Raw genomic sequence first — 24,498 nt, 5'->3', positions numbered from 1 at the left:
TAAATTTGCCGACCCCCAGCCTCGCCCCCGACCGAGGCAACTTTGGATTCGCCACCCGAGCTGGAGCCCGACCCCATGGCCGTAGACACGCAAACTGTAGAAAAACTGGCAGAGCTGGCCCGTATCGCCATCTCTGAGGAAACCATCGACGAAGTCGGCAACCGGCTCGGGGAGGTACTGCAGCTGGTGGACCAGCTTCAGGCGGTAAGCACCGAAGGCGTGGCGCCCATGGCCCACCCTCTTGACGAAGTCCAGGTATTGCGCGCCGACGAGATCACCGAGTCCAACCGTCGCGAGGAATTCCTCGCTCTGGCACCGCAGTCCGAAGGCGGGCTGTACCTGGTCCCCAAAGTGATCGACTGAAACGCCCCACAGAATAATCAGGGAATTCCATGCATCAGCTAACCATCGCAGAAATTATTCGCGGGCTGCGCGACAGGCAGTTTTCCAGCGTCGAGATCACCGGCCACCTGCTGGGCCGTATCGAACAACTGGACGGCAACTACAACAGCTTTATCACCGTGACCCCGGAGCAGGCCCTGCAACAGGCCGCAGCGGCGGACGAGCGCCTCACCGCGGGCGGCGCGCCGGCCCTGTGCGGCGTGCCCCTGGCCCACAAGGATATCTTCTGTACCGAGGGGGTGCGCACCAGCTGCGGCTCGAAAATGCTCGACAATTTCACCCCGCCCTACGACGCCACCGTGGTGGAGAATTTCAACAATGCCGGCGCTGTGACCCTCGGCAAGACCAATATGGATGAGTTCGCCATGGGCTCCTCCAACGAGACCAGTTACTACGGCCCGGTAAAAAACCCCTGGAACACCAACTGCGTGCCCGGCGGTTCCTCCGGCGGCTCCGCGGCGGCAGTGGCTGCACAGCTGGCGCCCGGCGCCACCGCCACCGATACCGGCGGTTCCATCCGCCAGCCGGCGGCACTGACCAACACCACCGGGCTCAAGCCCACCTACGGGCGCGTATCCCGCTGGGGCATGATCGCCTTCGCCTCCAGCCTGGACCAGGGCGGCCCCATCGCCCGCAACGCGGAGGATGCCGCCTACCTGCTGTCGGCAATGGCGGGCCACGACCCGAAGGACTCCACCAGCCTGTACCGGCCGGTGCCGGACTACACCGCCGGACTGAACGGCGATATCGCCGGTCTCAGGATCGGTGTCCCCGCGGAGTACTTCAGCGACGACCTCAATCCGCAGGTGGCCGCGCGGGTGCAGGATGCATTGAAAGAATATGAAAAACTGGGCGCGCAGCTGGTGGAAGTCAGCCTGCCCCACACCCACTTGGCGGTGCCCGCCTACTACGTGATCGCACCGGCGGAGGCCTCCGCCAACCTGTCCCGTTTCGACGGCGTGCGCTACGGCCACCGCTGTGAAGACCCCAGGGATTTGCGCGATCTGTACATGCGCTCCCGCGGCGAGGGCTTCGGCGAAGAGGTGCAGCGGCGCATTCTCGTGGGCACCTACGCCCTGTCCGCCGGCTACTACGACGCCTACTACAACAAGGCCCAGCAGGTGCGCCGCCTGATCAAGCAGGACTTCGTGCAGGCGTTCGAAAAGGTGGACGTGATCATGGGCCCCACCACCCCTTCACCGGCCTTTGCGCTGGGGGAGAAAAAGGCCGACCCGGTGGCCATGTACCTGGAGGATATCTACACCATCGCCGCCAATCTCGCGGGACTGCCCGGCATGTCCCTGCCCTGCGGCCTGGTGAACAACCTGCCCGTGGGTCTGCAGATTATCGGCAACTACCTGGATGAGGCGCGCATGCTCAACGTCGCGCACCGGTATCAACAGGTAACCGACTGGCACAAAGCCAGCGCCGCCTAAGGAGAATGCTTGTGGAATGGGAAATCGTGATCGGGCTGGAGGTACACGTCCAGCTCGCTACCAAATCAAAACTCTTCTCCGGCGCCAGCACCCGCTTCGGCGCGGCGCCCAATACCCAGGCCTGCGCCGTCGACCTGGCCATGCCGGGGACTCTGCCGGTGCCCAACGAGGAGGCCTTCCGGCACGCGGTGATGTTCGGCCTGGCGATGAACGCGGAAATCGGCCGGCGCTCGGTGTTCGAGCGCAAAAACTATTTCTACCCGGACCTACCCAAGGGGTACCAGACCACCCAGCTCGCACAACCCATCGTCGGTCCCGGGGAAATCGAGATTCACCTGGAGGACGGCTCCAGCAAGAAAGTGCGTCTACACCACGCGCACCTGGAAGAGGACGCCGGCAAATCCCTGCACGAAACCATTTTTGAAACACACGGCCACGGCATGTCCGGCATCGACCTGAACCGGGCCGGCACACCGCTGATCGAGATAGTGTCCGAACCGGATATGCGCAGCGCCGCGGAAGCCGTCGCCTACCTGAAAAAGATTCACAGCATCGTCACCTACCTGGGCATTTCCGACGGCGATATGTCCCAGGGCTCCATGCGCTGCGACGCCAACGTCTCCGTGCGCTTGAAAGGCGAGGAAAAACTCGGCACCCGCGCCGAGATCAAAAACATCAACTCCTTCCGCTTCGTGGAAAAAGCCATTGTGGTGGAGGCCCAGCGCCAGATCGACCTGATCGAGGACGGCGGCAGCGTGGTGCAGGAAACCCGTCTCTACGACTCGGACAAAAACGAAACCCGCTCCATGCGCAGCAAGGAAGTGGCCAACGATTACCGCTACTTTCCCTGTCCGGACCTGCTGCCGGTGGAACTGTCTGAAGACTATGTGGAAACGGTGCGCAGCCGGCTGCCGGAGCTACCGGATGCCAAATACGCGCGCTTCCAGAGCGAGTACAGCCTCTCCGCCTATGACGCCGACCAGTTGACCCAGGAGCGCGCGGTCGCCGACTACTTTGAAACCGTGGCGAAAGAATCCGGCGAACCCAAACTGGCCGCCAACTGGGTCATGGGCGAGTTGGCCGCGCTGCTGAACCGCGAGGAACTCCCCATCGAGCGCTCGCCGGTTTCCGCCGAACAGCTGGCGGGGCTGATTGCGCGTATCACCGACAACACCATTTCCAGCAAGATCGCCAAGCAGGTGTTCGAGGCCATGGCTGCCGGTGAGGGCGATGCCGACGCGGTGATCGAAAAACGCGGCCTGAAACAGGTCAGCGACACCGGCGCCATCGAAAAAATGGTCGACGAGGTGATCGCCGCGAGCCCCGCGCAGGTGGAAAACTACCGCAAGGCCGAGGAGGCCAAGCGACCGAAGATGATGGGCTATTTTGTCGGCCAGATCATGAAAGCCTCGAAGGGCCAGGCCAATCCGCAGATGATCAACAAGATCCTGAAGGAAAAGCTCGACGCCCTCCTGTAAACGAAATGAATCTTGAACCGTAACTGCTCACCCCCTGTAGGAGCGGGCCATGCCCGCGATCGGGCTCTGTTCGCGGGCATGGCCCGCTCCTACAGGGTGGCTCGCTTAAGCCAATGCAGGTGCCCTATGAGTGAGTAGTTACCTTGAACCTTTGTAGGAGCGGCGGATGGCCGCCCCGCCGCTCCTACAGGGAAGAATGAATTAAGGAAAAAATTGTGAGCCTGAAGAAAGACAAACAAAAAGTCCTCGGCGAAGTCTTCGACGACGAGCGCATTGCCGGCTTCCTGATCGGCGAACCACCCGAGGGCGTGACCCGTGACTACTACCTGCTGGAGCGCGCCTACCGCAGTATGAAAGCGGAAAATTTCGAAACCTTCGTGCGCCTGTTCCGGGAACAGAACCTGGACCTCAACAGCCCGGGGCCGGACGGCAAGACCCTGCTCGCACGTATGGAGGAGCACCGCCAGGGCAGCGACTACGCGGCCATCCTGCGGGCCGCCGGGGCCAAGCTTTAAGGAGCGGGCGCCATGACCTCCAACCCGGTGCACGGCGTGAACGCGCTGATCTACGGCGCAAAGCTGCTGGCCCGGCGCGAACTGCGCCCGTTCATCATAGTCCCGCTGCTGATCAACCTGGTGCTGTTTATCGCGCTGACCGCAGTGATGCTCTCGCAGCTGGGTGGTCTCGCGGACTACCTCGGCAGCCTGCTCTCACACACGCCGGTGGATACCGGGAATATGTCCTGGTGGGAGGCCACCATGGCCAAGGGCGCCGCCTGGGCCGCCAATGTGTTCCGGTGGCTGGCCTGGGTGATCGCCCTCGCAGTGCTGTTGCTGTTCTTTTTTGTCTACGGCTACGTCTTCGCCATTATCACCAATATTATCGCCGCGCCGTTTAACGGCTTCCTGGCGGAGAAGGTCGAGGAGCTTCTCACCGGCCGCCCGCCACCCTCGGAGCCCCTGGGCCGCATGATATGGCGCACCCTGGGGCGCGAACTGCGCAAACTGAGATACTTTATCGGCTGGGGCCTGGTGATCCTGGTGGTGGCCCTGTTTACCAGCTGGACGGTGTTTATCCCCGCGGTGATGGGTGCCCTCTGGGGCGCCTGGTGCATGGCGATCCAATATGTCGACTACCCGCTGGACAACCACCAGCGCCCCTTCGATGAACTGAAAAACATACTGCTGCGCAAAAAGCTCACCACCCTGAGCTTCGGCGGCGCTGTGATGCTGGCGAAAATGGTGCCCGTACTGAATATTTTCGTTATGCCGGCGGCGGTGGCGGGCGGTACTGCGCTGTGGATTCAGAGGCTGCGGCAGGAGGGAGATCCGGGAGCAGCCCTCCGGTAATTGGTGGATGCGCTGCGCTTATCCACCCTACAGGTCAACTACCACTCTTAATCGTAGGGTGGATAAGCGTAAGCGCATCCACCTCTAAGGTCAGCGGCGCGGACGGCGACCACCACCAGCACCACCGCCACCGCGGCGCCCACCGCGACTGTCACCGCCAGGTCCGCTACTGCGTTTTACTTTTACCTTGGGCGGCTCCACCAGCAGTTCCTCGGGCGGCTGTTCGCACTTGAGCTTTTGTCCCAGCAATTGCTGGATCGGCTCCAGGCGCATGGCATCGTCCTCGCAGGCGAAGCTGATGGAGGTGCCGGTCTTTCCGGCACGGCCAGTGCGGCCTATGCGGTGGACGTAGTCCTCCGGTTCCTCTGGCAGGGTGAAATTCACCACGTGACTGATGCCCGCGATATGGATGCCGCGGCCGGCCACGTCGGTGGCCACCAGCACCTTGGTCACGCCCGCCTTGAAATCTTCCAGGGTACGCACGCGTTTGTTCTGGGGAATATCGCCAGACAGAATGCCGGCGCTGAAGCCGTGCGCCTCCAGGTTTTCGTGCAGGCGTCGGCACTGGTCGCGGCGGTTGGCGAAGACGATCAGGCTGTCCACCTCGTCGCTCTGCAGGATGTTGTACAGCAGGGTGTACTTCTCGTCGCTGGATGCCAGATAGACCCGCTGGTCCACGCTGTCGGTGGCCACCCGCTCCGGCTCGATCTCCACGATCACCGGGTCCTGGGTCCACTGCTCCACCAGGGAGTCCACTTCCGGGGTGAAGGTGGCGGAGAAGAACATGGTCTGGCGGTGGGTCTTGCGCGGAGTCTGGCGCACGATGCGCCGCACCTGGGGGATAAAGCCCATATCCAGCATGCGGTCGGCTTCGTCGATCACCAGCACTTCCACCTGGTCCAGGTAGCAGTCGCGGTTGCTGGCGAAGTCCAGCAGGCGGCCGGGAGTGGCGACCAGTATGTCCACTAGGCGCTCATTCAGGTTGCGCTGCTGCTTTTGGTAGTCCATGCCGCCCACCAGGGTGTGGATCTCCAGGTCCGTGTATTTGCACAGGGCCTTGGCGTCGTCGGCGATCTGCATCACCAGCTCGCGGGTGGGTGCGATGATCAGCGAGCGCGCCTCGCCGGCGTAGCGCTCGCCCTCAAACGGGTTCTTGAGCAGGTCATCGATAATGGTGATCAGGAAGGCGGCGGTCTTGCCGGTACCTGTCTGGGCCTTGCCCACCAGGTCGTGGCCGTTGAGAGTGTGGGGCAGCGAGCGGCCCTGGATCGGCGAGCAGTACTGGAAACCCTGGTCGTAAATGGCGTGCATCAGGTCCAGGGGCAGATCCAGGTCGTGGAAGCGCACCTTGCCTTCCTGTTCCGGCACCTGGAACTGGTCCAGGGACCAGGGAGTCTTGGCTTTCTGGCCCCCGCCACCGCGCTGCCCCCCCCTGCCGCGGCGGGAATTGCCCCTGTCCGGGCCGGCCGGCTCGGATTGGGAGCTCTTTTCCCCCTTGGGCCGAGGACCCTGCTCGGGCTGAGTGTCCTGTTCATCTTTGGACGCGGAACGGCGGAACAACTTTCCTATCAAGTGAAATACTCGCTCAAATGCTTACAAATTCGCCGGGAGCGAATTTGAACGCCGTCGGTGACCGCCAGATGGTGGGAATGCAGATTTTGTAGGAGCAAAATCTGCCACCCGCAGGACGGACGCCGTGAACGGCGTGGGTTAAATAATCGGCGAGTATAACATCTATATGGGCCGGAGCCCGAACTCTATCTATGCGGGGGCGACTGTTTGGCACAGTGGCGGCAGATCCAGTCATCCAGGCTGACAAAGCGCCCCGCCCCGCTGAACAGCAGTGCGAGCAGCATGACGAAGTAGGTAGCGGCAAACTCTATACCGTTTTTCAGCACCGTGAAGCTGCCCGCCTCGGTGAGCCAGCCGTAGTTGCCGTGCTCCTTGAGCAGGGTAATCGCCCGGCCCTTGCGCGCCGCCGCCTCGGCGATCAGGTCCTGGCGCCACTCCCAGGGCATGACCAGGGTCTGGTCCGGCAGCGCGGACCAGCCGTATTGCCAGTGGACGGTCACCGCAGCCACCGCCATCACCATCATCAACGGTATCGCCGCCAGTCGCACCCCCAGCCCCAGCAGCAGTGCCACACCGCCGACCAGTTCGGTCAGTATCGCCAGCCAGGCCATCAGCAGCGGCGCCGGCAGGCCCAGTCCCCAGTCGGGATTGCCAAACCAGGCCGCCACATCGTCGATACTGCCGATTTTATTCATTCCCGAGAGGATAAAAATCGGAGCCAGGTATAGGCGCAATGCCAGCGGGCCCAGCCAGTCCAGCGAGCGTACGCCGCGCAAAAAAATCCCGTAAAGCCGATTGAACCCGCCCAGTGCGCCATCCATAATCCCGCCCTCTTTATTGCAGTTGATTTTTCCTTTAGTCGGCGCGCCGCTCCACCTGTTACACACCATGCCCAAACTCTACCGCCGCGCCGCCGCCACCGAACTCTCGCACCTGACCACCCTCGGTGGTCCGCTGGTGGTGAGCAACCTGGCGGTGGTCAGCATGGGTGTGACCGACACCATCGTCGCCGGCCGCGCCAGCGAAGTGGATCTCGCCGGCCTCGCCCTGGGTTCCAGTATCTGGGCGGTCTGCGCAGTGACCCTGATCGGCCTGCTGGCCGCGGTCTCGCCGGTGGTGGCGCACCTGCGCGGCGCGCGGGACGAACCCGGCTGCGCCCGGCAATTGCAACAGGCGCAGTGGATTGCCCTGATCGGTGGCTTGGTGGTGGTGGGTGCATTGCTCACGGTGCCCTGGTGGAGCCAGTGGATCGATACCGAGGAACCGGTGCGCCGGGTGATGCAGCAGTACCTGCTGGCACTGGCCACCGGTACCCTGCCCTTCGCCATGGGCACGGCCTTGCGCGGTTATTGCGAAGGAATGGGGCGGGTGCGGCCGGTGATGCGCATCTATCTCGCAGCCGCGGTACTGAATATTCCGCTGGATATCCTGATGGTGTTCGGCGCGGGGCCGGTTCCGGCCATGGGCGGCGCCGGTTGCGGCTGGGCCACCAGCCTGGTGAGCTGGTCTATCGCCGCCGCGCTCTTCTGGCACGCCGGCAGCGATCCGGCCTATCGCTCCCTGAAACTCAGCTTGCGGCCCCCCAGGCCCCACTGGCCCACCCAGCGACACCTGCTGGCTGTGGGCCTGCCCGTTTGCATCGGCGCCGCCAGCGAAGTGACCTTCTTCGCCAGCCTGACGATACTGCTGGCCCCCTACGGCGCCACCATAGTGGCGGCCCACCAGATAGGCCTGAGTATCGGCTCCATCTTCTACCTGGTGGCCCTGGCGCTGGCCCAGGCGCTGAGTATCCGCACCGCGCAGTTGCTGGGCCAGAACCGCCCCAAACGCGCGCGCTTTACCAGTGCGGTCGGGGTCGGCAGCGGGCTGCTGTATGCCCTCGCCACCGGCGTGCTGCTGATCGCCCTGCGGTACCCCTTCGTGCTCGCCTACACCGCCAACACGGATATCATCGCCGTGGCCACCAACCTGCTGTTGCTGTGCGCCGCCTTCCAACTGGTGGACGTGGCCCAGGCCATGTCCTGGGGCGCACTGCGCGGCTACCGGGACACCCGCGTGCCCATGGTCCTGCAGATGTTCTCCTACTGGCTGGTGGGACTCAGCAGCGCCTATTGGCTGGGGGAGAATCTCTGGGGCGTGTACGGCTACTGGACCGGTCTCTGTATCGGCCTCGGGGTGGCTTCCGTTCTGCTCGGCCTGCGCCTCCGGCGTACAAGCCACCGGGCGGTACTTGGGAATCGCTGACAACCTTATACGCGTTTTCGCCGACCGCCGCGCAATTCGTCGGGAACGCTTTCGCTATACTGCCCGTCCAAGTCGCCTATGAATCCAAACGGAGTTATTGCATGTTTCAGCGCCCGCCTTTGCGTCGGCCTCTGCTGTGTTCAGTCCTGCTATTGATGTCCGTCTCCACATTCGCACTGACCGAGCAGGAGGACGACCCGGAAGGCCGCGTGCCCCAGGCGGAAAATATCGAGTTGGACAGGCCCATCGACGAAGAGGTCGTTATTCCAGCCCCGCAACCGGAAACAAAACAGCCGGAGTCAAAACAGCCGGAACCGGAGCTGCCGGAATCAGAGCAGCCCGAAACGCAAGCCCCCGAAACCGCTGCCGGCAGCGACGAAGCGCAAAGCCCCGCGCGGGAGAAGAGCGGCGAAGATAAAGCGGCAGCCGGAGATACCGCCGTCCCGGAAGAACAGCCGGTCGCAGAGGAAGTCGCCAAACCCCTGCGCCTGCTCGGCTCCGAAGTACCGCCGGCCACCTCGACCCGCCTGGCCTGGTCGCCCAGCCAGCACTTCGAGGGCGTCTACAGTGCCACCCCGGTACTGGTGGTCAACGGCGCCAAGCCGGGGCCGTCCCTGTGCCTTACCGCGGCGATCCACGGCGACGAACTCAATGGCATCGAGACGGTGCGCCGGGTGATGTACAACCTGGACCCGGCCAACCTGAGCGGCGCGGTGATCGGCGTGCCCATCGTCAACCTGCAGGGCTTTCACCGCGGCTCCCGCTATCTCACCGACCGCCGCGACCTCAATCGCCACTTTCCCGGGGACCCCAACGGTTCCTCCGCTTCCCGTATCGCCCATTCGTTTTTCCACGAGGTGATCGTCCATTGCAACGCGGTGGTGGACCTGCACACCGGTTCCTTCTATCGCACCAACCTGCCGCAGTTGCGCGGCGACCTCACCAACCCCAAGGTGGTAAAGATGACCAAGGGCTTCGGCTCCACCGTGGTGCTGCACAGTGACGGCGCCAAGGGCACCCTGCGCCGCGCGGCGGTGAACGCCGGCATTCCCACAGTGACCCTGGAAGCGGGCGCGCCCATGGTGCTCGACGAGGTGTCGGTGAGCCACAGCGTCAAGGGCATCCGCACCCTGCTGAACCAGTTGGCCATGGTGAGCAAGTTCCGCCTCTGGGGCGACCCGGAGCCGGTCTATTACAATTCCACCTGGCAGCGCGCCACCACCGGCGGGATCATCTTCAGCGAAGTGAAACTCGGCGAGTCCGTGCGCAAGGGAGACCTGCTCGGTACCGTCACCAACCCGATCACCAACGTGCGCAAGGAAATCCGCTCCGAGTACAACGGCCGGGTGCTGGGCATGGCCATGAACCAGGTGGTGCAGCCGGGCTTCGCCGCCTACCATATCGGCATCCAGGCGCCCCAGGAGCAGATCAGCCCACCGGAGGAGGTGACCGCGGAGAGCCCGCCAGCAAAGGAAGAAAAAACCGAAGGTGCAACAGAAGATACGGCTGAAGGTGCTGCGACCACCGACGAGCCGGCCTCGGAAAAACCCGCCGGGGAGCCGGTGGAGAGATCGCAGGAACCGGAGACTGTGGAGAGCGACGAGGACTAACCGATCACCACCAGTTGAATGGGTTCCGGCTGCAGGGTGATATGTTCAATGGCGAAGCGTTTGATCAGAGCCTCCCGCAGCCGCTCCAGCACCCCCGGCCAGGCCTGCAGGTCGTCCACCACGATATGCGCGGAGAGCGAAATGGTGCTGGAGTCCAGGCGCCAGATATGCAGGTCGTGCACCGAGCGCACACCCTCCACCGCCGCCATGGTCTCGCCCACCACCGGCAAGCTCAGCTCCCGCGGCACCCGCTCCATCAGCACATCCACCGCGTCGCGCAGCAGGCGCAGGCTGGAAATCAGAATCAGAATGCAGATCAGCAGTGACAGTAGCGGATCTATCGGCGTCCACCCGGTAAAATAGATCACCGCACCGGCGGCCAGCGCGGCCACCGAGCCCAGCAGATCGCCCATCACATGCAGTAGCGCGCCGCGGATATTCAGCGTCTGCTCACCGCGATGCAGTGTCCAGGCCACCAGCACATTCACCAGCAGGCCGATGGCAGCAATCACCATCACTGTGCCGCCCTGCACCGGCTGCGGATCGCGCAGGCGGTTTATCGCCGCATAGGTGATACCGGCGATAATCAATAGCATAAACACCGCATTGACGATCGCCGCCAGCACCTCCGCGCGACCCCAGCCGAAAGACAGCTCCCGATCTGCCGGCCTCTGCGCCAGCAGCGCGGCCACCGCGCCCAGCGCCAGTGCCAGGGAATCGGTGGCCATATGTCCCGCGTCGCCGAGCAGCGCCAGGGAACCGGACAGCCAGCCGCCCACCGCCTCAACCATGGCGAAGGCGAAGGTGATTACAAGGCCCCAGACCAGCGGGCGCAGGTGGCCGCTGCCGCGGCGGTGGTGGACGTGGTCGTGCACGGATTCCTCTCTACTAACTCGATCTCTTGTAGGAGCGGGGACCGCCAAGGATGGCGGAATGCCGCCCAGCGGAAATGCAGATTTTGCAGGAGCAAAAATCTGCCCATGCCCGCGATCTGAGCCTGATCGCGAGCATGGCCCGCTCCCACAGGTATTATTTCCGGCCAATCGTCAGCCGTTCCCAGCCGGAGTAGTCTTTGCGGCTCTCGATACTATTTAAACCGGCAGCGGCAAATATTTCGCGCACCGCCTCCGCCTGCTGCCAGCCGTGCTCGACGATCAGCCAGCCGGCGGGCCGCAGGTATTCAATACTTTTCTGCGCAATCCATTCGATATCCGCCAGACCCTCGCGCGCGGCCACCAGCGCCAAGCGGGGCTCGAAGCGCACATCGCCCTCCTCCAGGTGCGGATCGGCGGCGTCGATATAGGGCGGGTTGCTGAGGATCAGGTCGAATTGCTGCGGCGGTATCTGCGCAAACCAGTCGCTCCGCAGAATCTGCACCTTGTCCAGTTTAAGAGCGCGGCGGTTTTCCTCCGCCAGCGCCACTGCCTCCGCGGATTTTTCCGCAGCGACTATCCGCCAGCCGGGTTTTTCCGAAGCCAGCGCCAGGGCGATGGCACCCGTGCCCGTACCCAGGTCCAGCGCGCGCAGGGTTTCCTGCGGACAGAGTTCCAGCGCGGTCTCTACTAGCAGTTCGGTTTCCGGGCGGGGGATCAGGGTGGAGGGATCGACCTTGAGCGGCAGCGACCAGAATTCCCGCGTACCGGTGAGGTGGGCCACCGGTTCGCCGTTATTGCGACGCTCAAACAGCGCATCGAACTCTACCTGCTCGGCTTCACTCAACTCGTATTCCGGCCAAGTGTAGAGCCAGGTCCGCGGACGGCCGAGGATATGGCCGAGCAGAATTTCGGTATCGAGGCGGGCGGTGTCGCTGTCGGCGAGTCCGGCGCTACGGGCGAGATTTTGTTTGACGGTAGTCATAGGGTAGAACACTACTTTGTAGGAGCGGCGGGGCGGCCATCCGCCGTTGGCCGCGAACTGACTGTGGCCAGGGCCACCTCCGATCGCGGCCAACGGCCGCTCCTACAAGAGCAATCCATAGGGGCATCCATCACTGCCCGAGGGCGGCCAGCTGATCCGCCTGGTGCTCGGTGCGCAGTGGCTCGATCACTTCGTCCAGCGCGCCCTGCATGATTTCGTCCAGCTTGTACAGGGTGAGGCCGATGCGGTGATCGGTGACCCGGCCCTGGGGGAAATTGTAGGTGCGGATGCGCTCGGAGCGGTCGCCGCTGCCCACCAGGTTGCGGCGCGCGTCGGAAATCTCCTGCGCGGCGGCGGACTCCTGCTCGCTCTGCAGCCTGGCCTGCAGCAGCGCCATGGCCTTGGCGCGGTTCTTGTGCTGGGAGCGCTCGTCCTGGCACTCCACCACGATGCCGGTGGGCAGATGGGTGAGGCGCACCGCGGAGTCGGTTTTGTTCACGTGCTGGCCGCCCGCACCGGAGGCGCGGTAAGTGTCCACGCGCAGGTCCGCCTTGTTGATCTCAATCGCGTCGCGCTCGTCCGGTTCCGGCATCACCGCCACCGTGCAGGCGGAGGTGTGGATGCGGCCCTGGGATTCGGTTTCCGGCACCCGCTGCACCCGGTGGGCGCCGGATTCGAATTTCAGTTTTGCGTAGACCTCCTCGCCGGCCACGCGGGTGATAATTTCCTTATAGCCGCCGTGTTCGCCGGGGTTTTCGCTGATGATCTCGATGCGCCAACCCTGTTTTTCCGCGTAGCGGGAATACATGCGGAACAGGTCGCCGGAAAAAATCGCCGCCTCGTCGCCACCGGTGCCGGCGCGGACTTCCAGGAAGACGTTCTTGCGATCGTTGGGGTCTTTCGGCAGCAGCAGCGTCTGCAGTTCGCGCTCCAGCGGCTCCAGTTGCGTCTCCGCTTCGCGCAGCTCCTCCTGGGCCATCTCGCGCATCTCTGCATCGCTCTCACCCAGCATCTCCCGCGCCGCGGCCATGTCGTCCTGCAGGCGCTTGTAACGGCCGTAGCATTTCACCACCTCCTCCAGCTCGGAGTACTCGCGGGACAGATCGCGGAACTTGCCCTGGTCGCCGATGATGTCCGCATCCCCGAGCAGCGCGGACACCTCCTCGTGGCGCTCCACCAGGTTTTCCAGCTTGTTCAGTACCGAATCTTTCATTCGTCTTTTTTACTCTCTGCTTCTGTTTCCGCGAAGGGGTCCAGGCCGACGATTTCCCGCGCCAGGCGCAGCCGCTGCAGGTCCCCTTCGGCGGTGGCGCGCCTGAGGTTGACCGTGGGGGCGTGTATCAGTTTGTTGGTGAGGGAGCGGGCCAGCTGCTCCAGCAGCCGCCGCGGGTCCTCGCCCTTGTCCAGCTGCAGCAACACTTTTTCCAGCTCCGTGTCGCCGATCTGCTGCGCGCGCATGCGGTAACTGCGGATGGTGTCCACCGCACCCAGGGCGCGGTGTTCGCGCATAAACGCACTGGCTGCGGCGTCGACAATGGTGTGGGCGGCCTCGGCGGCCTTTTCCCGCGAGCGCTTGCCCTCGTCGATCACCCCGCGCAGGTCGTCGACGGTATAGAGGTAGACGTCGTCCAACTGGCCCACTTGCGGTTCGATATCCCGGGGCACGGCGATATCCACCATAAACACGGGCCGGTGGCGGCGCTGCCTGAGGGCCGATTCCACCGCGCCCTTGCCGAGGATCGGCAGTTGGCTGGCGGTGGAGCTGATCACGATATCCGCCCGCGACAGGTGCTCGGGGATATCCGCCAGCAATATGGCCTCTGCGCCGAAATTATCCGCCAACTGTTCCGCGCGGTTCAGGGTGCGGTTGGCGACGATCAGCTGCGCAACCCCCTGGTCCAGCAGGTGCCGCGCCACCAGTTCGATGGTCTCGCCGGCGCCGATCAGCAGCGCCGTCTGCTGTCCCAGGTCGGTGAAGATGCGCGACGCCAGGGATACCGCGGCGTAGGCCACGGACACCGGGTTCTCGCCGATGGCGGTCTCGGTGCGCACCTTCTTGGCCACCGCGAATACCTGCTGGAAGACACTGTGCAGCAGGCTGCCGACACTGCCGCTCTCGCGCGCAACCGCGTAGGCGGACTTGATCTGGCCCAGGATTTGCGGCTCGCCCAGCACCAGGGAATCGAGGCCACAGGCCACCTGCATCATATGGCGCACCGCATCCTCGCCGCGGTAGCTGTAGTGGCTGGCGGCCAGTTGCTCCCGGGGTACCTGGTGGTAATCCGCCAGCCACTCCAGCAGCCGCTCTTCCGACACCTCGCCGTAAATCTCGGTGCGGTTGCAGGTGGAGAGTATCGCCAGTTCCGCACAGCCCAGGGCTTTGCGCGCATCCGCCAGGGCGCCAGGCATCACCTCCGGGGCAAAAGCCACCCGCTCGCGCACCTCGATCGGGGCGCTATCGTGGTTGATACCCAGGGCGAGGATTGGCATAGGCTCCTGTCGGCGTTAAATCTGGTGGTGGCAGCGGACTGCGGGAGCGCATTTTCCCGGGCGGCCGCGCCGCTTGCAAGCGAGCCGGCCGTTAAATTGAGGGTTAAAATAGACGCAGACTTTGCTTTTGCGAACCCTGAGCACGGTCCGGGGGTCCAATCACGACTAGAATTATACGGCGATAACCGCTCAAAAGACGCCATCTGATGTCCCCGTAACGTACGGATACGCCCTTATGCCTCCAGCAATCCCGGCCCGCTTCTCCCGCCTGCTTTCCCACAAGTCGCTGCTCGCCGCGGCCATCTGCGCGCTGCTCGGCGCCTGCGCCCAGCAATCTGCCCGGGAAGAGACTCTCCCGGAGCCGCAGCCCCAGCCCGTGGCGCCCGCAGAGGAGAAAGCCGACGCCCGCCCCTTCCCCATCGAGACCTTCTACACCCTGCTGGTGGCGGAGGTGGCCGGCAACCGCGAGCAGTATGACGTGGCCCTGGCCAACTACTACTACCAGGCCGAGCGCACCAAGGACCCCGGGGTGGCGGCCCGAGCCACCCACATAGCGCGCTTCCTCAACGCCCGTCGCGCGGCGCTGCGCTCGGCGCAGCTGTGGGTGGAACTGGAGCCGGAGGAGGTAGAGGCGCAGCTGGCCGCCACCGCCGAACTCGCTCTGGCGGGGGAGCTGGACACAGCGCTGGCCCACGCGGAAAAAGCCCTGGACCTGGGCGGCGACGCCCCGCTGCAATCCCTCGCCGCCGCCGCGGTGGCGGATGAAAAAGTGGAAGAGCGGACCCTGGCGGAATTTCGCCGGCTGGCGGAGAAGTATCCGCAAAACGGCGAGGCGGCCCTGGCCCACGCGATGATGCTGCGCGCCCAGGAGCAATACCCACAGGCTCTGTCCATCGTCCACCGGGTGCAGGAACAGCACCCGGAAATGCTCGACGCGCCGCTGCTGGAAACCCACCTGCTGGTGGACCAGAACAGGCGCGAAGAGGCCCTGCAACTGCTGGAGAACCTGGTGCGCACCTACCCCCAGGAGAGCCGCCTGCGCCTGCAGTATGCGCGCCTGCTGATCCGCAAGGACCTGGACCTGGCGCAACAGCAGTTCGCCGAGCTGGTGGCCCAGCGCCCCTACGACGGCAACATGATCCTGTCGCTGGCGCTGATCCGCTTTGAAACCGACAGCCTTACCCAGGCCAAACCCCTGTTCGAGCGCCTGCTCAAGCTGGATCAGCACCAGTCCGCGGCGCATTTCTACCTGGGCAGCATCGCCGAGCGGGAAAAAGACGTCGACGGCGCTATCGCCCACTACCGCGCAGTGGAACCCGGCGGCGATTATGTGGAGGCGATTACCCGCGGCACCCAACTGCTGGCCACCGCCGGCCTGGCGGGGAACAACCGCGACTGGTTTGCCGAACTGCGCCGGCGGCACCCGGAGCAGGCGGAACACTTTTACCTGCTGGAGGCGGAGCTGCTGAACAAGCATAAGCGTCACCAACAGGCCCTGGAATTGCTCGACAAGGCCCTGGAGCAGCATCGGGAGAGCGGCCGCCTGATCTACGCCCACGCCGTCACCAGCAGCCACCTGGGAAATTCCGCCGCCTACGAGAGCGGCCTGCGCAAACTGCTGGAACGCGATCCGGACAACCCCACTCTGCTCAACGCCCTGGGTTACAAACTGACCGAGGACGACACGCGCCTCGACGAGGCGCAGCAGTTGATCGCCCGGGCACTGCAATTGCGCCCGGAGGATCCGGCTATTATCGACAGCATGGGCTGGGTGCAGTACCGTCTGGGCAATCACAGCGATGCGGTAAAGTATCTGCGGGAAGCCATGGAAAAACTGCCGGACCACGAAATCGCCGCGCATCTGGGCGAAGTACTCTGGGTGCAGGGCGATCGCGAACAGGCTGTGCAAGTCTGGCAGCGCGGCCTGGAAATCAATCCGCAGAGCAAAGTCATCCCGGCGGCCATGAAGCGGCTGCGCGACAAAGGGGGAGTGGAGCAGCATGTTTCTGAATCTTGAAAAAACGGGTCTCTGGAAAATCGCGGCACACAGTGAGCGCAGGGCGCTGCAGCGCCTGCTTCTCGGCTGGGTCGCCTTAACACTCGCAGCCTGTGCCGGCCAGCAGTCGCAACCGCAGCCGCGGCCCCCGATTGCGGCGGAATCGCCGGCGGCACAGCTCCAGCACTGGACCATCAACGGCAAACTGGGTGTGCGCTCGCCGGGGGAGAACGGCAGCGCCAATCTGCAGTGGTGGCAGCGCACCGCACAAAACTACCGCATCCATCTCAGTGGCCCGCTGGGCGCCGGCACCACGGTGATTACCGGCACGCCCGCCGGCGTGACCCTGCAAAAAGGCGGCGAGGTGCCGCTGCAGGCCGCCACCCCGGCGGAGCTCACCGCAGAGATTCTCGGCTGGCCGTTACCGGTGGCGGAAATGTACTACTGGGTGCGCGGCATGGCCGCGCCCGACGCGCCGGTGGAGGGCCAGCAGAAGGGCGGCCAGGGGCAACTGCAAAGTCTGCAGCAGGCCGGCTGGAACCTGAACTTCAGCGGCTACCAGAACGTCGGGGCCTACGTCTTACCCACCCGCATCGTGGCGGAAACCCGCCAGGCGGCGGGGCCGGTCAAAGTGACGCTGGTGATCAAGGAGTGGTTGCCGCAAAATTAGTGTCCTGTATGGTACTAAATAGTGACACCAGCGGGCCGCTAAGCGGCCAGATGCAAGCCGCACTTGCGCCGGCGTAGTCATTCTACGTCAAGCAAGTGCAACGCCGCAGATGGCTGCTTAGCGGCCCGCCCGAAGGGAGCCCCCCTCTTCACCTGGTAGAGAGGGCCCACAGCCGCGTTGCAGCTCTTGAAAATGGAATGACCATTCCCTGCGAGCTGCGCCTAACTGTGAACAATCTGGGGGGCTCTGGTATCACTATTTAGTACCATACAGGACACTAGCACCCGTTTTTTTTGCCGCAACCACAAATTTATGCCCGACCTGCAACTGCCGGCACCGGCCAAGCTGAACCTGTTCCTGCGTATCCTCGGCCGTCGCGAAGACGGCTACCACCGGTTGCAGACCCTGTTTCAACTGCTCGATTTCGGCGATCAGCTGGACTTCGAGCTGCGCGCCAACAGCGAAATCAGTGTCGACGCCGGCAGCCTGCAAATCCCGCTGCAGGAGAACCTGATCTATCGCGCCGCGCATTTGCTGCAACAGAGAACCGGCTGCACCGGCGGTGCATATATTCGCCTGCACAAAAACCTGCCCCTGGGCGGCGGCATTGGTGGTGGCAGCAGCGACGCCGCCACCACACTGCTGGGGCTCAACCAACTGTGGCAATGCCACCTCACCCTCAACGAGCTCGCGCAACTGGGCCGGCAGCTCGGTGCAGATGTGCCGGTATTCGTACGCGGCCGCACCGCCTGGGCGGAGGGCATCGGTGAAGTGTTGACTCCAGTGGTTACCGAGACCCGGCACTACCTGGTGCTGGTGCCGGACTGCCAGGTGAGCACCGCGGCGGTGTTCGGCGATCCGCGTTTGACAAGAGATTCTGCCCCAATTACATTAGCGCACCTTCGCGACCGGTGGTTGGACAGCGAATGGCTGGAAGAGTATTCCGGCAACGATTGCCAGCCCCTGGTCGAGAGCCTCTATCCAGCGGTACGCGCGGCCAAAGATTGGCTGCAGCAGTTTGCCAGAGCGCATCTGACCGGTACCGGGGCCTGCGTTTTCGCGGCTTTCGATTCGGCGCAAACGGCGGAAAGTATTCTCGCCAAAGCGCCGGCCGGGTGGCGGGGCCTTGTCGCCGCGGGGGTACAGGAATCCCCCGCGCACCGACAACTGAAAGCTGTTTCAAAAATTACTGGGGCGTAGCCAAGCGGTAAGGCAGCGGGTTTTGATCCCGTCATGCGTAGGTTCGAATCCTACCGCCCCAGCCATTCAAAGGTCAGAGGACAGAAGTCAGAAGACAGTCGCCTCACAATCCATCCCTCCTCCTCAATCGAAACACAAGGTACTCCCGTGGCTGACTTAATGGTGTTTACCGGCAACGCAAACCCGGAACTGGCACAGAAAGTTGTCGACCATATGGCGATCCCCCTGGGCGAAGCGGTGGTAAAACGCTTCTCCGACGGCGAGATTGCGGTTGAGATCACCGATAACGTGCGCGGCCGCGATGTGTTTGTAGTGCAGTCCACCTGCCAGCCCACCAACCGCAACCTGATGGAGCTGATCCTGTTGGTGGACGCCCTGCGCCGCGCCTCCGCCGGCCGCATCACCGCGGTGGTCCCCTACTTCGGCTATGCGCGCCAGGATCGCCGGGTGCGCTCCCAGCGGGTGCCGATTTCCGCGAAAGTGGTGGCGGATATGATGGTGAGCGTGGGTATCGACCGGGTGCTGACCGTGGATCTTCATGCGGAGCAGATCCAGGGGTTTTTCGACGTGCCGGTGGACAACGTCTACGGCTCCTCGGTACTGCTGGACGATATCGAGCGCCAGAGCTACGAGGACCTGGTGGTGGTCTCCCCGGATATCGGTGGCGTGGTGCGCGCCCGCGCGGTGGCCAAGAGCCTGGACTGCGAACTGGCGATTATCGACAAGCGCCGCCCGGCAGCCAATGTGGCCGAGGTAATGAATATCATCGGCGAGATCGACGGCCGCACCTGCTTGCTGGTGGACGATATGGTGGACACCGCCGGCACCCTGTGCAATGCCGCCAATGCCCTCAAGCAGCACGGCGCCAAGAAAGTGGTGGCCTACTGCACCCACCCGGTGCTGTCCGGCAAGGCGATCGAGAACCTGAACAACTCAGTGCTGGACGAACTGGTGGTCACGGACTCCATCCCTCTGGGCGACAAGATGCAGCGGGCCCCGAAGATCCGCCAGTTGACCCTGTCCGCCATGCTCGCCGAGTCCATGCGCCGAATCAGTAACGAGGAATCCCTGTCGGCCATGTTCAGATAACAGGAGACAGAAGCCTGAGGACAGATTTCGCTGCCTGTCCTCTGTCCTCCGTCCCCTGCCCTCTGTATAATACGCGCCCGCCCGGCCCCGCCGGGCGTTTACTATTGGGCCCGATTGGCCCGATTTACTTCAACGCCAGAGCGATCCGGTCGCAGGTCGCCCTGGGCAGACAACCCGAGGTTTTAATCCCATGTCTGATATCACATTGAACGCCAACGTCCGCAGCGACGAAGGGAAAGGTGCGAGCCGCCGCCTGCGTCGCCAGGAAGGTCGTGTCCCCGGCATCGTGTACGGTGGCAAGGCCGAACCGCAATCCATCTCCGTTCTGCAGAAGGAACTGTTCAAGGCCCTGGAAAACGAAGCCTTTTTCTCCTCCGTCGTGTCCCTGGACGTGGATGGCAAGGCAGAGAAGGTGATCCTGCGGGATCTGCAGCGCCACCCGGCGAAGCAGCAACTGCTGCACGTGGACTTCCAGCGCGTATCCGGCAACACCAAGGTCCATATCAAGGCGCCCCTGCACTTCCTCAATGAAGAAACCTGCAAAGGCGTCAAGGCCGGCGGCATTGTGTCCCATACCCTGACCGAACTGGAAATCAGCGCCCCCGCCGCCAAGCTGCCGGAGTTTATCGAAGTGGACCTGGCCGACCTGGAAATGGACGACACTATCCACATCTCCGACCTGAAACTGCCCGCCGGCGTCGAGTCTGTTGCCCTCTCCCACGGCCCGGACCACGACCTGGTTGTCGCTTCAGTACATAAGCCCCGCGGCGCTATCGAAGCGGCAGCCGAGGGTGAAGCTGAAGGCGAGAGCGGCGAAGGCTAAGAGTAAGCACATTGTCGAAAGGACCGGATACGCCAATCCAGTTGATCGTGGGCCTGGGCAACCCCGGCCCCGAGTACGACCGGACACGCCACAATGCCGGTGCCGATTTCGTCGCCGAGCTGGCGCGCCGCCATGGCGCCCAGCTCGTGCCGGACAGCAAATACCGCGGCCTCAGCGGCCGGGTGCGGATCGGCGGCGAAGATATTCGCCTGCTGATTCCCACCACCTATATGAATCGCAGCGGCCAGTCGGTGGGCCCGCTGGCACACTTCTTCAAGATACCCGTCCAGGCAATACTGGTGGCCCACGATGAACTGGACCTGCCACCAGGCACCGCGCGCCTCAAATCCGGCGGCGGCCACGGCGGCCACAACGGCTTGAGGGATATCATCTCCGCACTGGGCAACAATCGCGATTTTATGCGCCTGCGCCTCGGTATCGGCCACCCGGGCAGTGCCCGCGATGTGGTCAACTATGTGCTCCAGCGCGCCCCGGGCGCGGAACAGGAGCAGCTGGCAGACGCCATCGACCGCGCTGTCGACGTGATGCCCATCGCCGCTTCCGGCGACTGGGGTGCGGCCATGAAAGAACTCCACACCAACAGCAAAACGTAGAGTGCGCGGCGCGCCGCCCTACGCAACCGGAAAAACACCATGGGTTTTACTTGCGGTATCGTCGGACTGCCCAACGTGGGCAAATCCACTTTGTTCAACGCCCTCACCAAGGCGGGTATCGACGCGGAAAATTTCCCCTTCTGCACCATCGAGCCCAACGCCGGCGTGGTGCCGGTACCGGACCCGCGCCTGGATAAGCTGGCAGAGATCGTCAAGCCCCAGCGGGTGATCCCCACCACCATGGAATTCACCGACATCGCCGGTCTGGTGGCGGGCGCCTCCAAGGGCGAGGGCCTCGGTAACAAGTTCCTCGCCAATATCCGCGAGACCGACGCCATCGCCCATGTGGTGCGCTGCTTTGAAGACGACAACGTCATCCACGTGGCCAATCAGGTGCACCCGGTATCGGACATCGAGGTGATCAACACCGAGCTGGCGCTGGCGGACCTGGAAACCGTGGAAAAGGCCCTGCAGCGCTTTACCCGCGCCGCCAAGGGCCAGGACAAGCACGCAATCCGGATGAAGGCGCTGCTGGAAAAGATCCAGCCACACCTGAACGAGGCCAGACCGCTGCGCTCCATGGGCCTGGGGGAAGACGAATTGGCGGATCTCCGCGAACTGAGCCTGCTCACTGTCAAGCCCACCATGTATATCGCCAACGTGGATGAGGACGGCTTCGAGAACAATCCGCACCTGGATGCGGTGGCCGCCATCGCCGCGGAGGAAAATGCGGTACTGGTGCCCATCTGCAACAAACTGGAAGCGGAAATCGCCGAATTGGACGACGACGAAAAACAGGAATTCCTGGAAGAACTGGGCATGGAGGAGCCGGGCCTCAACCGCGTGATCCGCGCCGGCTATCAACTGCTGGGCCTGCACACCTACTTCACCGCGGGGGTCAAGGAAGTGCGCGCCTGGACCATTCCCGTGGGTGCCACCGCACCCCAGGCCGCGGGCAGGATCCACACGGATTTCGAGAAAGGTTTTATTCGCGCGGAGGTGGTGAGCTACAGCGATTTCGTCACCCACAAAGGCGAGGCTGGCGCCAAGGAAGCGGGAAAATGGCGCCTGGAAGGCAAGGACTATATCGTCGCGGACGGCGACGTGATCCATTTCCGCTTTAACGTCTAACGACGAACAACTCCTTTTTTAGTAGGAGCGGCCGTTGGCCGTGATAGATAGCCAGCCCGACTCCGCGCCAGCTATTCCATCGCAACCAACGGCCGCCCCTACCGGCCCCCACACCACATGACCCAATCCAACTGGAAAATCGGCCTGCCCCTGGCACTGATCACCGTATTTATGTGGGCCCTGCTCCCCATTGCTCTCAAGGGTCTGCTGGACACCATCAGTGCCACCACCGCCACCTGGTACCGTTTCGTGGGCGCCGCGGTGCTCGCCGGTGGCTACTACAGCTGGTCGCACCAGCTCAACCTGCGCCAACTGTTCCAGCGCGCCCTGCTGCCTTTCACCCTGTGCGCGATGATCGGCCTGCTCACCAACTACCTGACCTACGCCTCCGGCCTCAAGTTCATCACCGCCGGCGCCGCCCAGATCGTCATTCAGTTGGCGCCACTGATACTGTTGATCGCCAGTGTATTTTGGCTGGGGGAACGCTTTTCGCCGCGCCAATGGCTCGGAGTCGCACTGGTGGCGGCGGGACTGCCGCTGTTCTTCAACCAGCGCCTGCCGGAACTGGTGAGTGGCGCGGACAGCGAATACCTGATGGGGCTGGGGCTTATCGTGGTGGCGGCGATCGGCTGGTCAGCGTACGGCTTCTTCCAGAAGAAAATCCTGGCCCGCGCCACGCCACAGGACCTGCTGGTGCTGATCTACTTCGCCGGCACCGTCAGCTTCCTGCCTCTGGCGGAGCCCACCAGCGTCATACAACTGGACTGGCTCGGCTGGCTGCTGTTGCTGTTCCTCACCGCCAACACCCTGATCGCCTACGGTGCCTTCGCCAAGGCCCTGGCCAACTGGGAAGCCTCCCGCGTCAGCGCCACCCTGGCCCTGGTGCCGCTGACCACCTTAGCCCTGAGCGCCGTCATAGGCGCCCTCTGGCCCGGCTACATCGAAGCGGAACCGCTCAACTGGATCAGCTGGCTGGGCGCCCTGAGCGTGGTTTGCGGCTCCCTTCTGGCCGCCGTGGGAAAAGGCCGCTGACTGCGCTAACTTACTGAAAAGACAGCGAAAACAGGGGTTGACAGTCCCGCTTCAGGGCCCGATAATGCGCGCCCTCGGTTGGCCCGGAAATCACACCGGACCTGAGCCGGGTCAAAGTGGCAAGGTAGCTCAGCCGGTTAGAGCGCAGCACTCATAATGCTGAGGTCGGGAGTTCAAGTCTCCCCCTTGCTACCACTTTCAATCGGCGAAATATATTTTTCGCCGTCCCGATACTGGGGCGTAGCCAAGCGGTAAGGCAGCGGGTTTTGATCCCGTCATGCGTAGGTTCGAATCCTACCGCCCCAGCCATTTTTCAAATCGTAAAAACTTCCCTAGCGGCTCACAGTCCGGTCGAGACGGGCACCTGCGAACCCGGGTGTATAGTGCGACCGGCGTCCACCCCGGCCAACCGCATTCCGATACGTCTTACCCACTCAAAACCGAGAATGCAAACTCCAAGCGACATTGCGGCGAGGGCCAACCCCCGAGGACCGAGCACGGCGCTCTCCTCGAAACAGGTCCATACAAACTGCCCCACGCAGAGCATCGCCACCACCAGCAGTGTAGGCCGGCGGCCGATACGGCTCACAACAAATACTCCCAGCGGCGCGCCCAGCGCCACCACCGGCGCCGCGGCGAGCCAGTTGCCGAACACGCCCGGCTGCCAGTCACCACTGAGGCTTTTCCCCACCACACCGACGACGGAGGTAAACGCCATAATCACTACCGAAGTGGGAATCGCGATCTTCAGATCCACCCGGCACAGTACTACCAGCGCCGCGTAGATCACCATATCGATACCCACGCCGGTCACCGCCGCGGCGAAGCCGCCCGCCAGTAAACCCAGCACCAGGCCCAAACTGAAATCCTGGCGCTCCCGCCCGCGGGCATCGCCGGTGAAAGAAGTGATTTCCCCCAGACGGTACAGGTGCAGAACGCCAAAGCTGCCCCAGAGAACTGCAAAGGTCAGCTTTATCCACAGATCCGCCACAAAGGGGGCAATCAGAAATATGCCCAGGGATGTGCCGACCAGACTCCCCAGCATAGCGCCGCGCAACATCGACCAGGCGAGCGGCTGCCGCCGGCACAGGATAAAGATACTGGCGCTGACCATACCGATGGATTGCACTGCAAAACTGAAATCCCGTCCCAGACTCGCCGGCATATCGAACAGCAGCACCAGCACCGGAAAGCCCACGGTGCCGCCCCCCATGGGAGTGGAACCGGCTGCGTAGCTGCCCAGCGCCATGGCGAGAGCCATCGGCCAGTGATCCTCAGCGGTTTGCCAGTGGCCAAACACCGCTACCAGAATAAGCCAGCCGCCATAAAAAACCGCCAGCCACAGCCCCCAAAGCCAAAGTCTACTTCTTCCGGTACTAGCGTGGTGTCTCATACTAAATGGTCCTATCAGCCCCCCCAAAATGCTCACAGTTAGGCGCAGCTCGCAGGGAATGGTCATTCCATTTTCAAGAGCTGCAACGCAGCTGTGGGTATTTTGGGGGGCT

The 24,498-nt window shown here is 63.4% G+C and carries 22 protein-coding genes and 3 tRNA genes; 18 read left to right on the top strand and 7 right to left on the bottom strand.

The annotated features are described in order from the left end of the window. Positions 1–75: 75 nt before the first annotated feature. From gatC to cysZ, 5 genes are all read left to right on the top strand, one after another. Positions 76–363, top strand: a complete 288-nt coding sequence (gene gatC / locus FHS09_RS00740) for an Asp-tRNA(Asn)/Glu-tRNA(Gln) amidotransferase subunit GatC (protein WP_183455668.1) — start codon at positions 76–78, stop codon at positions 361–363. A gap of 29 nt (positions 364–392) precedes the next feature. Further along, the gene (gatA, locus tag FHS09_RS00735) at positions 393–1,838 is read left to right on the top strand and encodes an Asp-tRNA(Asn)/Glu-tRNA(Gln) amidotransferase subunit GatA (RefSeq protein WP_183455666.1); all 1,446 of its coding nucleotides are present in this window, start codon (positions 393–395) and stop codon (positions 1,836–1,838) included. Between the two features lie 11 nt (positions 1,839–1,849). Beyond that, entirely contained in the window at positions 1,850–3,316 is a 1,467-nt protein-coding gene (gene gatB / locus FHS09_RS00730) for an Asp-tRNA(Asn)/Glu-tRNA(Gln) amidotransferase subunit GatB (RefSeq protein ID WP_343057363.1), read from the top strand. 215 nt (positions 3,317–3,531) lie between these two features. Beyond that, positions 3,532–3,831: a PA4642 family protein gene (locus FHS09_RS00725; protein ID WP_183455662.1), complete on the top strand. Its 300-nt coding sequence runs from the start codon at positions 3,532–3,534 to the stop codon at positions 3,829–3,831. A 12-nt stretch (positions 3,832–3,843) separates the two neighbouring features. Continuing rightward, positions 3,844–4,665: a sulfate transporter CysZ gene (gene cysZ / locus FHS09_RS00720; protein WP_183455660.1), complete on the top strand. Its 822-nt coding sequence runs from the start codon at positions 3,844–3,846 to the stop codon at positions 4,663–4,665. Between the two features lie 90 nt (positions 4,666–4,755). Here the strand turns inward: cysZ and rhlB are convergent, their stop codons facing one another. Together rhlB and FHS09_RS00710 are read right to left on the bottom strand one after the other, a co-directional pair. Then, positions 4,756–6,237, bottom strand: coding sequence for an ATP-dependent RNA helicase RhlB (gene rhlB, locus FHS09_RS00715; RefSeq protein ID WP_246394198.1), 1,482 nt, complete (start codon positions 6,235–6,237; stop codon positions 4,756–4,758). Between the two features lie 185 nt (positions 6,238–6,422). Then, a complete protein-coding gene (locus FHS09_RS00710) occupies positions 6,423–7,058 on the bottom strand; it encodes an HvfX family Cu-binding RiPP maturation protein (RefSeq protein WP_183455659.1) in 636 nt (211 codons plus the stop codon). A gap of 67 nt (positions 7,059–7,125) precedes the next feature. On the opposite strand from FHS09_RS00710, the gene FHS09_RS00705 reads away from it, so the two are divergent. Beyond that, entirely contained in the window at positions 7,126–8,481 is a 1,356-nt protein-coding gene (locus FHS09_RS00705) for an MATE family efflux transporter (RefSeq protein ID WP_183455657.1), read from the top strand. Positions 8,482–8,582: 101 nt separating this feature from the next. Continuing rightward, the gene (locus FHS09_RS00700) at positions 8,583–10,091 is read left to right on the top strand and encodes a succinylglutamate desuccinylase/aspartoacylase domain-containing protein (protein ID WP_183455655.1); all 1,509 of its coding nucleotides are present in this window, start codon (positions 8,583–8,585) and stop codon (positions 10,089–10,091) included. Here FHS09_RS00700 and FHS09_RS00695 read toward each other — a convergent pair. The 4 genes from FHS09_RS00695 to hemA all read right to left on the bottom strand — a co-directional run bounded on the left by FHS09_RS00695 (position 10,088) and on the right by hemA (position 14,438). After that, the gene (locus tag FHS09_RS00695) at positions 10,088–10,966 is read right to left on the bottom strand and encodes a cation diffusion facilitator family transporter (protein WP_183455653.1); all 879 of its coding nucleotides are present in this window, start codon (positions 10,964–10,966) and stop codon (positions 10,088–10,090) included. The genes FHS09_RS00700 and FHS09_RS00695 overlap by 4 nt on opposite strands. Before the next feature lie 154 nt (positions 10,967–11,120). Next, positions 11,121–11,948, bottom strand: coding sequence for a peptide chain release factor N(5)-glutamine methyltransferase (gene prmC, locus FHS09_RS00690; protein WP_183455651.1), 828 nt, complete (start codon positions 11,946–11,948; stop codon positions 11,121–11,123). Positions 11,949–12,078: 130 nt separating this feature from the next. Continuing rightward, positions 12,079–13,161 (bottom strand): peptide chain release factor 1, encoded by a 1,083-nt coding sequence (gene prfA / locus FHS09_RS00685; protein ID WP_183455649.1) that lies wholly within the window; start codon positions 13,159–13,161, stop codon positions 12,079–12,081. Next, entirely contained in the window at positions 13,158–14,438 is a 1,281-nt protein-coding gene (gene hemA, locus FHS09_RS00680; protein WP_183455647.1) for a glutamyl-tRNA reductase, read from the bottom strand. Before hemA ends, prfA begins: the two co-directional genes overlap by 4 nt. A 235-nt stretch (positions 14,439–14,673) precedes the next feature. Between hemA and FHS09_RS00675 the strand changes: the two genes are divergently transcribed. From FHS09_RS00675 to FHS09_RS00625, 11 genes are all read left to right on the top strand, one after another. Then, positions 14,674–16,455 (top strand): tetratricopeptide repeat protein, encoded by a 1,782-nt coding sequence (locus FHS09_RS00675; protein ID WP_183455645.1) that lies wholly within the window; start codon positions 14,674–14,676, stop codon positions 16,453–16,455. Beyond that, complete coding sequence (lolB, locus tag FHS09_RS00670) at positions 16,439–17,104, top strand: lipoprotein insertase outer membrane protein LolB (protein ID WP_183455643.1); 666 nt, start codon at positions 16,439–16,441, stop codon at positions 17,102–17,104. Before FHS09_RS00675 ends, lolB begins: the two co-directional genes overlap by 17 nt. Positions 17,105–17,416: 312 nt before the next feature. After that, complete coding sequence (gene ispE / locus FHS09_RS00665) at positions 17,417–18,304, top strand: 4-(cytidine 5'-diphospho)-2-C-methyl-D-erythritol kinase (RefSeq protein WP_183455641.1); 888 nt, start codon at positions 17,417–17,419, stop codon at positions 18,302–18,304. After that, a tRNA-Gln gene (locus FHS09_RS00660) sits at positions 18,295–18,369 on the top strand. Before ispE ends, FHS09_RS00660 begins: the two co-directional genes overlap by 10 nt. Before the next feature lie 94 nt (positions 18,370–18,463). After that, a complete protein-coding gene (locus FHS09_RS00655) occupies positions 18,464–19,393 on the top strand; it encodes a ribose-phosphate pyrophosphokinase (protein WP_221191731.1) in 930 nt (309 codons plus the stop codon). 190 nt (positions 19,394–19,583) lie between these two features. Then, positions 19,584–20,216, top strand: a complete 633-nt coding sequence (locus tag FHS09_RS00650) for a 50S ribosomal protein L25/general stress protein Ctc (RefSeq protein WP_183455637.1) — start codon at positions 19,584–19,586, stop codon at positions 20,214–20,216. Between the two features lie 11 nt (positions 20,217–20,227). Next, on the top strand, positions 20,228–20,830 hold the full coding sequence (gene pth / locus FHS09_RS00645) for an aminoacyl-tRNA hydrolase (protein WP_183455635.1): 603 nt from the start codon (positions 20,228–20,230) through the stop codon (positions 20,828–20,830). Positions 20,831–20,869: 39 nt separating this feature from the next. After that, positions 20,870–21,961, top strand: a complete 1,092-nt coding sequence (ychF, locus tag FHS09_RS00640) for a redox-regulated ATPase YchF (RefSeq protein WP_183455633.1) — start codon at positions 20,870–20,872, stop codon at positions 21,959–21,961. 117 nt (positions 21,962–22,078) lie between these two features. Continuing rightward, positions 22,079–22,993, top strand: a complete 915-nt coding sequence (locus FHS09_RS00635) for a DMT family transporter (RefSeq protein ID WP_183455631.1) — start codon at positions 22,079–22,081, stop codon at positions 22,991–22,993. 118 nt (positions 22,994–23,111) lie between these two features. Continuing rightward, positions 23,112–23,188 (top strand) — tRNA-Met (locus FHS09_RS00630). 39 nt (positions 23,189–23,227) lie between these two features. After that, positions 23,228–23,302: transfer RNA gene (locus FHS09_RS00625), tRNA-Gln, on the top strand. A 31-nt stretch (positions 23,303–23,333) separates the two neighbouring features. Here the strand turns inward: FHS09_RS00625 and FHS09_RS00620 are convergent. Beyond that, positions 23,334–24,386: a sulfite exporter TauE/SafE family protein gene (locus FHS09_RS00620; protein ID WP_183455629.1), complete on the bottom strand. Its 1,053-nt coding sequence runs from the start codon at positions 24,384–24,386 to the stop codon at positions 23,334–23,336. Positions 24,387–24,498: the final 112 nt, after the last annotated feature.

This window comes from Microbulbifer rhizosphaerae, from assembly GCF_014191725.1.
In the GTDB taxonomy this organism is placed as follows: Bacteria; Pseudomonadota; Gammaproteobacteria; order Pseudomonadales; family Cellvibrionaceae; genus Microbulbifer; species Microbulbifer rhizosphaerae.
The sequence above is the reverse complement of the archived record's forward strand: the minus strand, read 5'-3'. Positions and strand labels throughout refer to the sequence as shown.

Excerpts from the sequence above, each read along its gene's own strand:
- hemA (WP_183455647.1), bottom strand. The coding sequence starts at position 14,438 with ATGCCAATCCTCGCCCTGGGTATCAACCACGATAGCGCCCCGATCGAG.
- ispE (WP_183455641.1), top strand. The coding sequence starts at position 17,417 with ATGCCCGACCTGCAACTGCCGGCACCGGCCAAGCTGAACCTGTTCCTG.
- FHS09_RS00620 (WP_183455629.1), bottom strand. The coding sequence starts at position 24,386 with ATGAGACACCACGCTAGTACCGGAAGAAGTAGACTTTGGCTTTGGGGG.
- FHS09_RS00675 (WP_183455645.1), top strand. The coding sequence starts at position 14,674 with ATGCCTCCAGCAATCCCGGCCCGCTTCTCCCGCCTGCTTTCCCACAAG.
- FHS09_RS00635 (WP_183455631.1), top strand. The coding sequence starts at position 22,079 with ATGACCCAATCCAACTGGAAAATCGGCCTGCCCCTGGCACTGATCACC.
- gatC (WP_183455668.1), top strand. The coding sequence starts at position 76 with ATGGCCGTAGACACGCAAACTGTAGAAAAACTGGCAGAGCTGGCCCGT.
- FHS09_RS00655 (WP_221191731.1), top strand. The coding sequence starts at position 18,464 with ATGGTGTTTACCGGCAACGCAAACCCGGAACTGGCACAGAAAGTTGTC.
- FHS09_RS00700 (WP_183455655.1), top strand. The coding sequence starts at position 8,583 with ATGTTTCAGCGCCCGCCTTTGCGTCGGCCTCTGCTGTGTTCAGTCCTG.
- FHS09_RS00710 (WP_183455659.1), bottom strand. The coding sequence starts at position 7,058 with ATGGATGGCGCACTGGGCGGGTTCAATCGGCTTTACGGGATTTTTTTG.
- lolB (WP_183455643.1), top strand. The coding sequence starts at position 16,439 with ATGTTTCTGAATCTTGAAAAAACGGGTCTCTGGAAAATCGCGGCACAC.
- cysZ (WP_183455660.1), top strand. The coding sequence starts at position 3,844 with ATGACCTCCAACCCGGTGCACGGCGTGAACGCGCTGATCTACGGCGCA.
- FHS09_RS00650 (WP_183455637.1), top strand. The coding sequence starts at position 19,584 with ATGTCTGATATCACATTGAACGCCAACGTCCGCAGCGACGAAGGGAAA.
- gatA (WP_183455666.1), top strand. The coding sequence starts at position 393 with ATGCATCAGCTAACCATCGCAGAAATTATTCGCGGGCTGCGCGACAGG.
- ychF (WP_183455633.1), top strand. The coding sequence starts at position 20,870 with ATGGGTTTTACTTGCGGTATCGTCGGACTGCCCAACGTGGGCAAATCC.
- prmC (WP_183455651.1), bottom strand. The coding sequence starts at position 11,948 with ATGACTACCGTCAAACAAAATCTCGCCCGTAGCGCCGGACTCGCCGAC.
- FHS09_RS00705 (WP_183455657.1), top strand. The coding sequence starts at position 7,126 with ATGCCCAAACTCTACCGCCGCGCCGCCGCCACCGAACTCTCGCACCTG.
- prfA (WP_183455649.1), bottom strand. The coding sequence starts at position 13,161 with ATGAAAGATTCGGTACTGAACAAGCTGGAAAACCTGGTGGAGCGCCAC.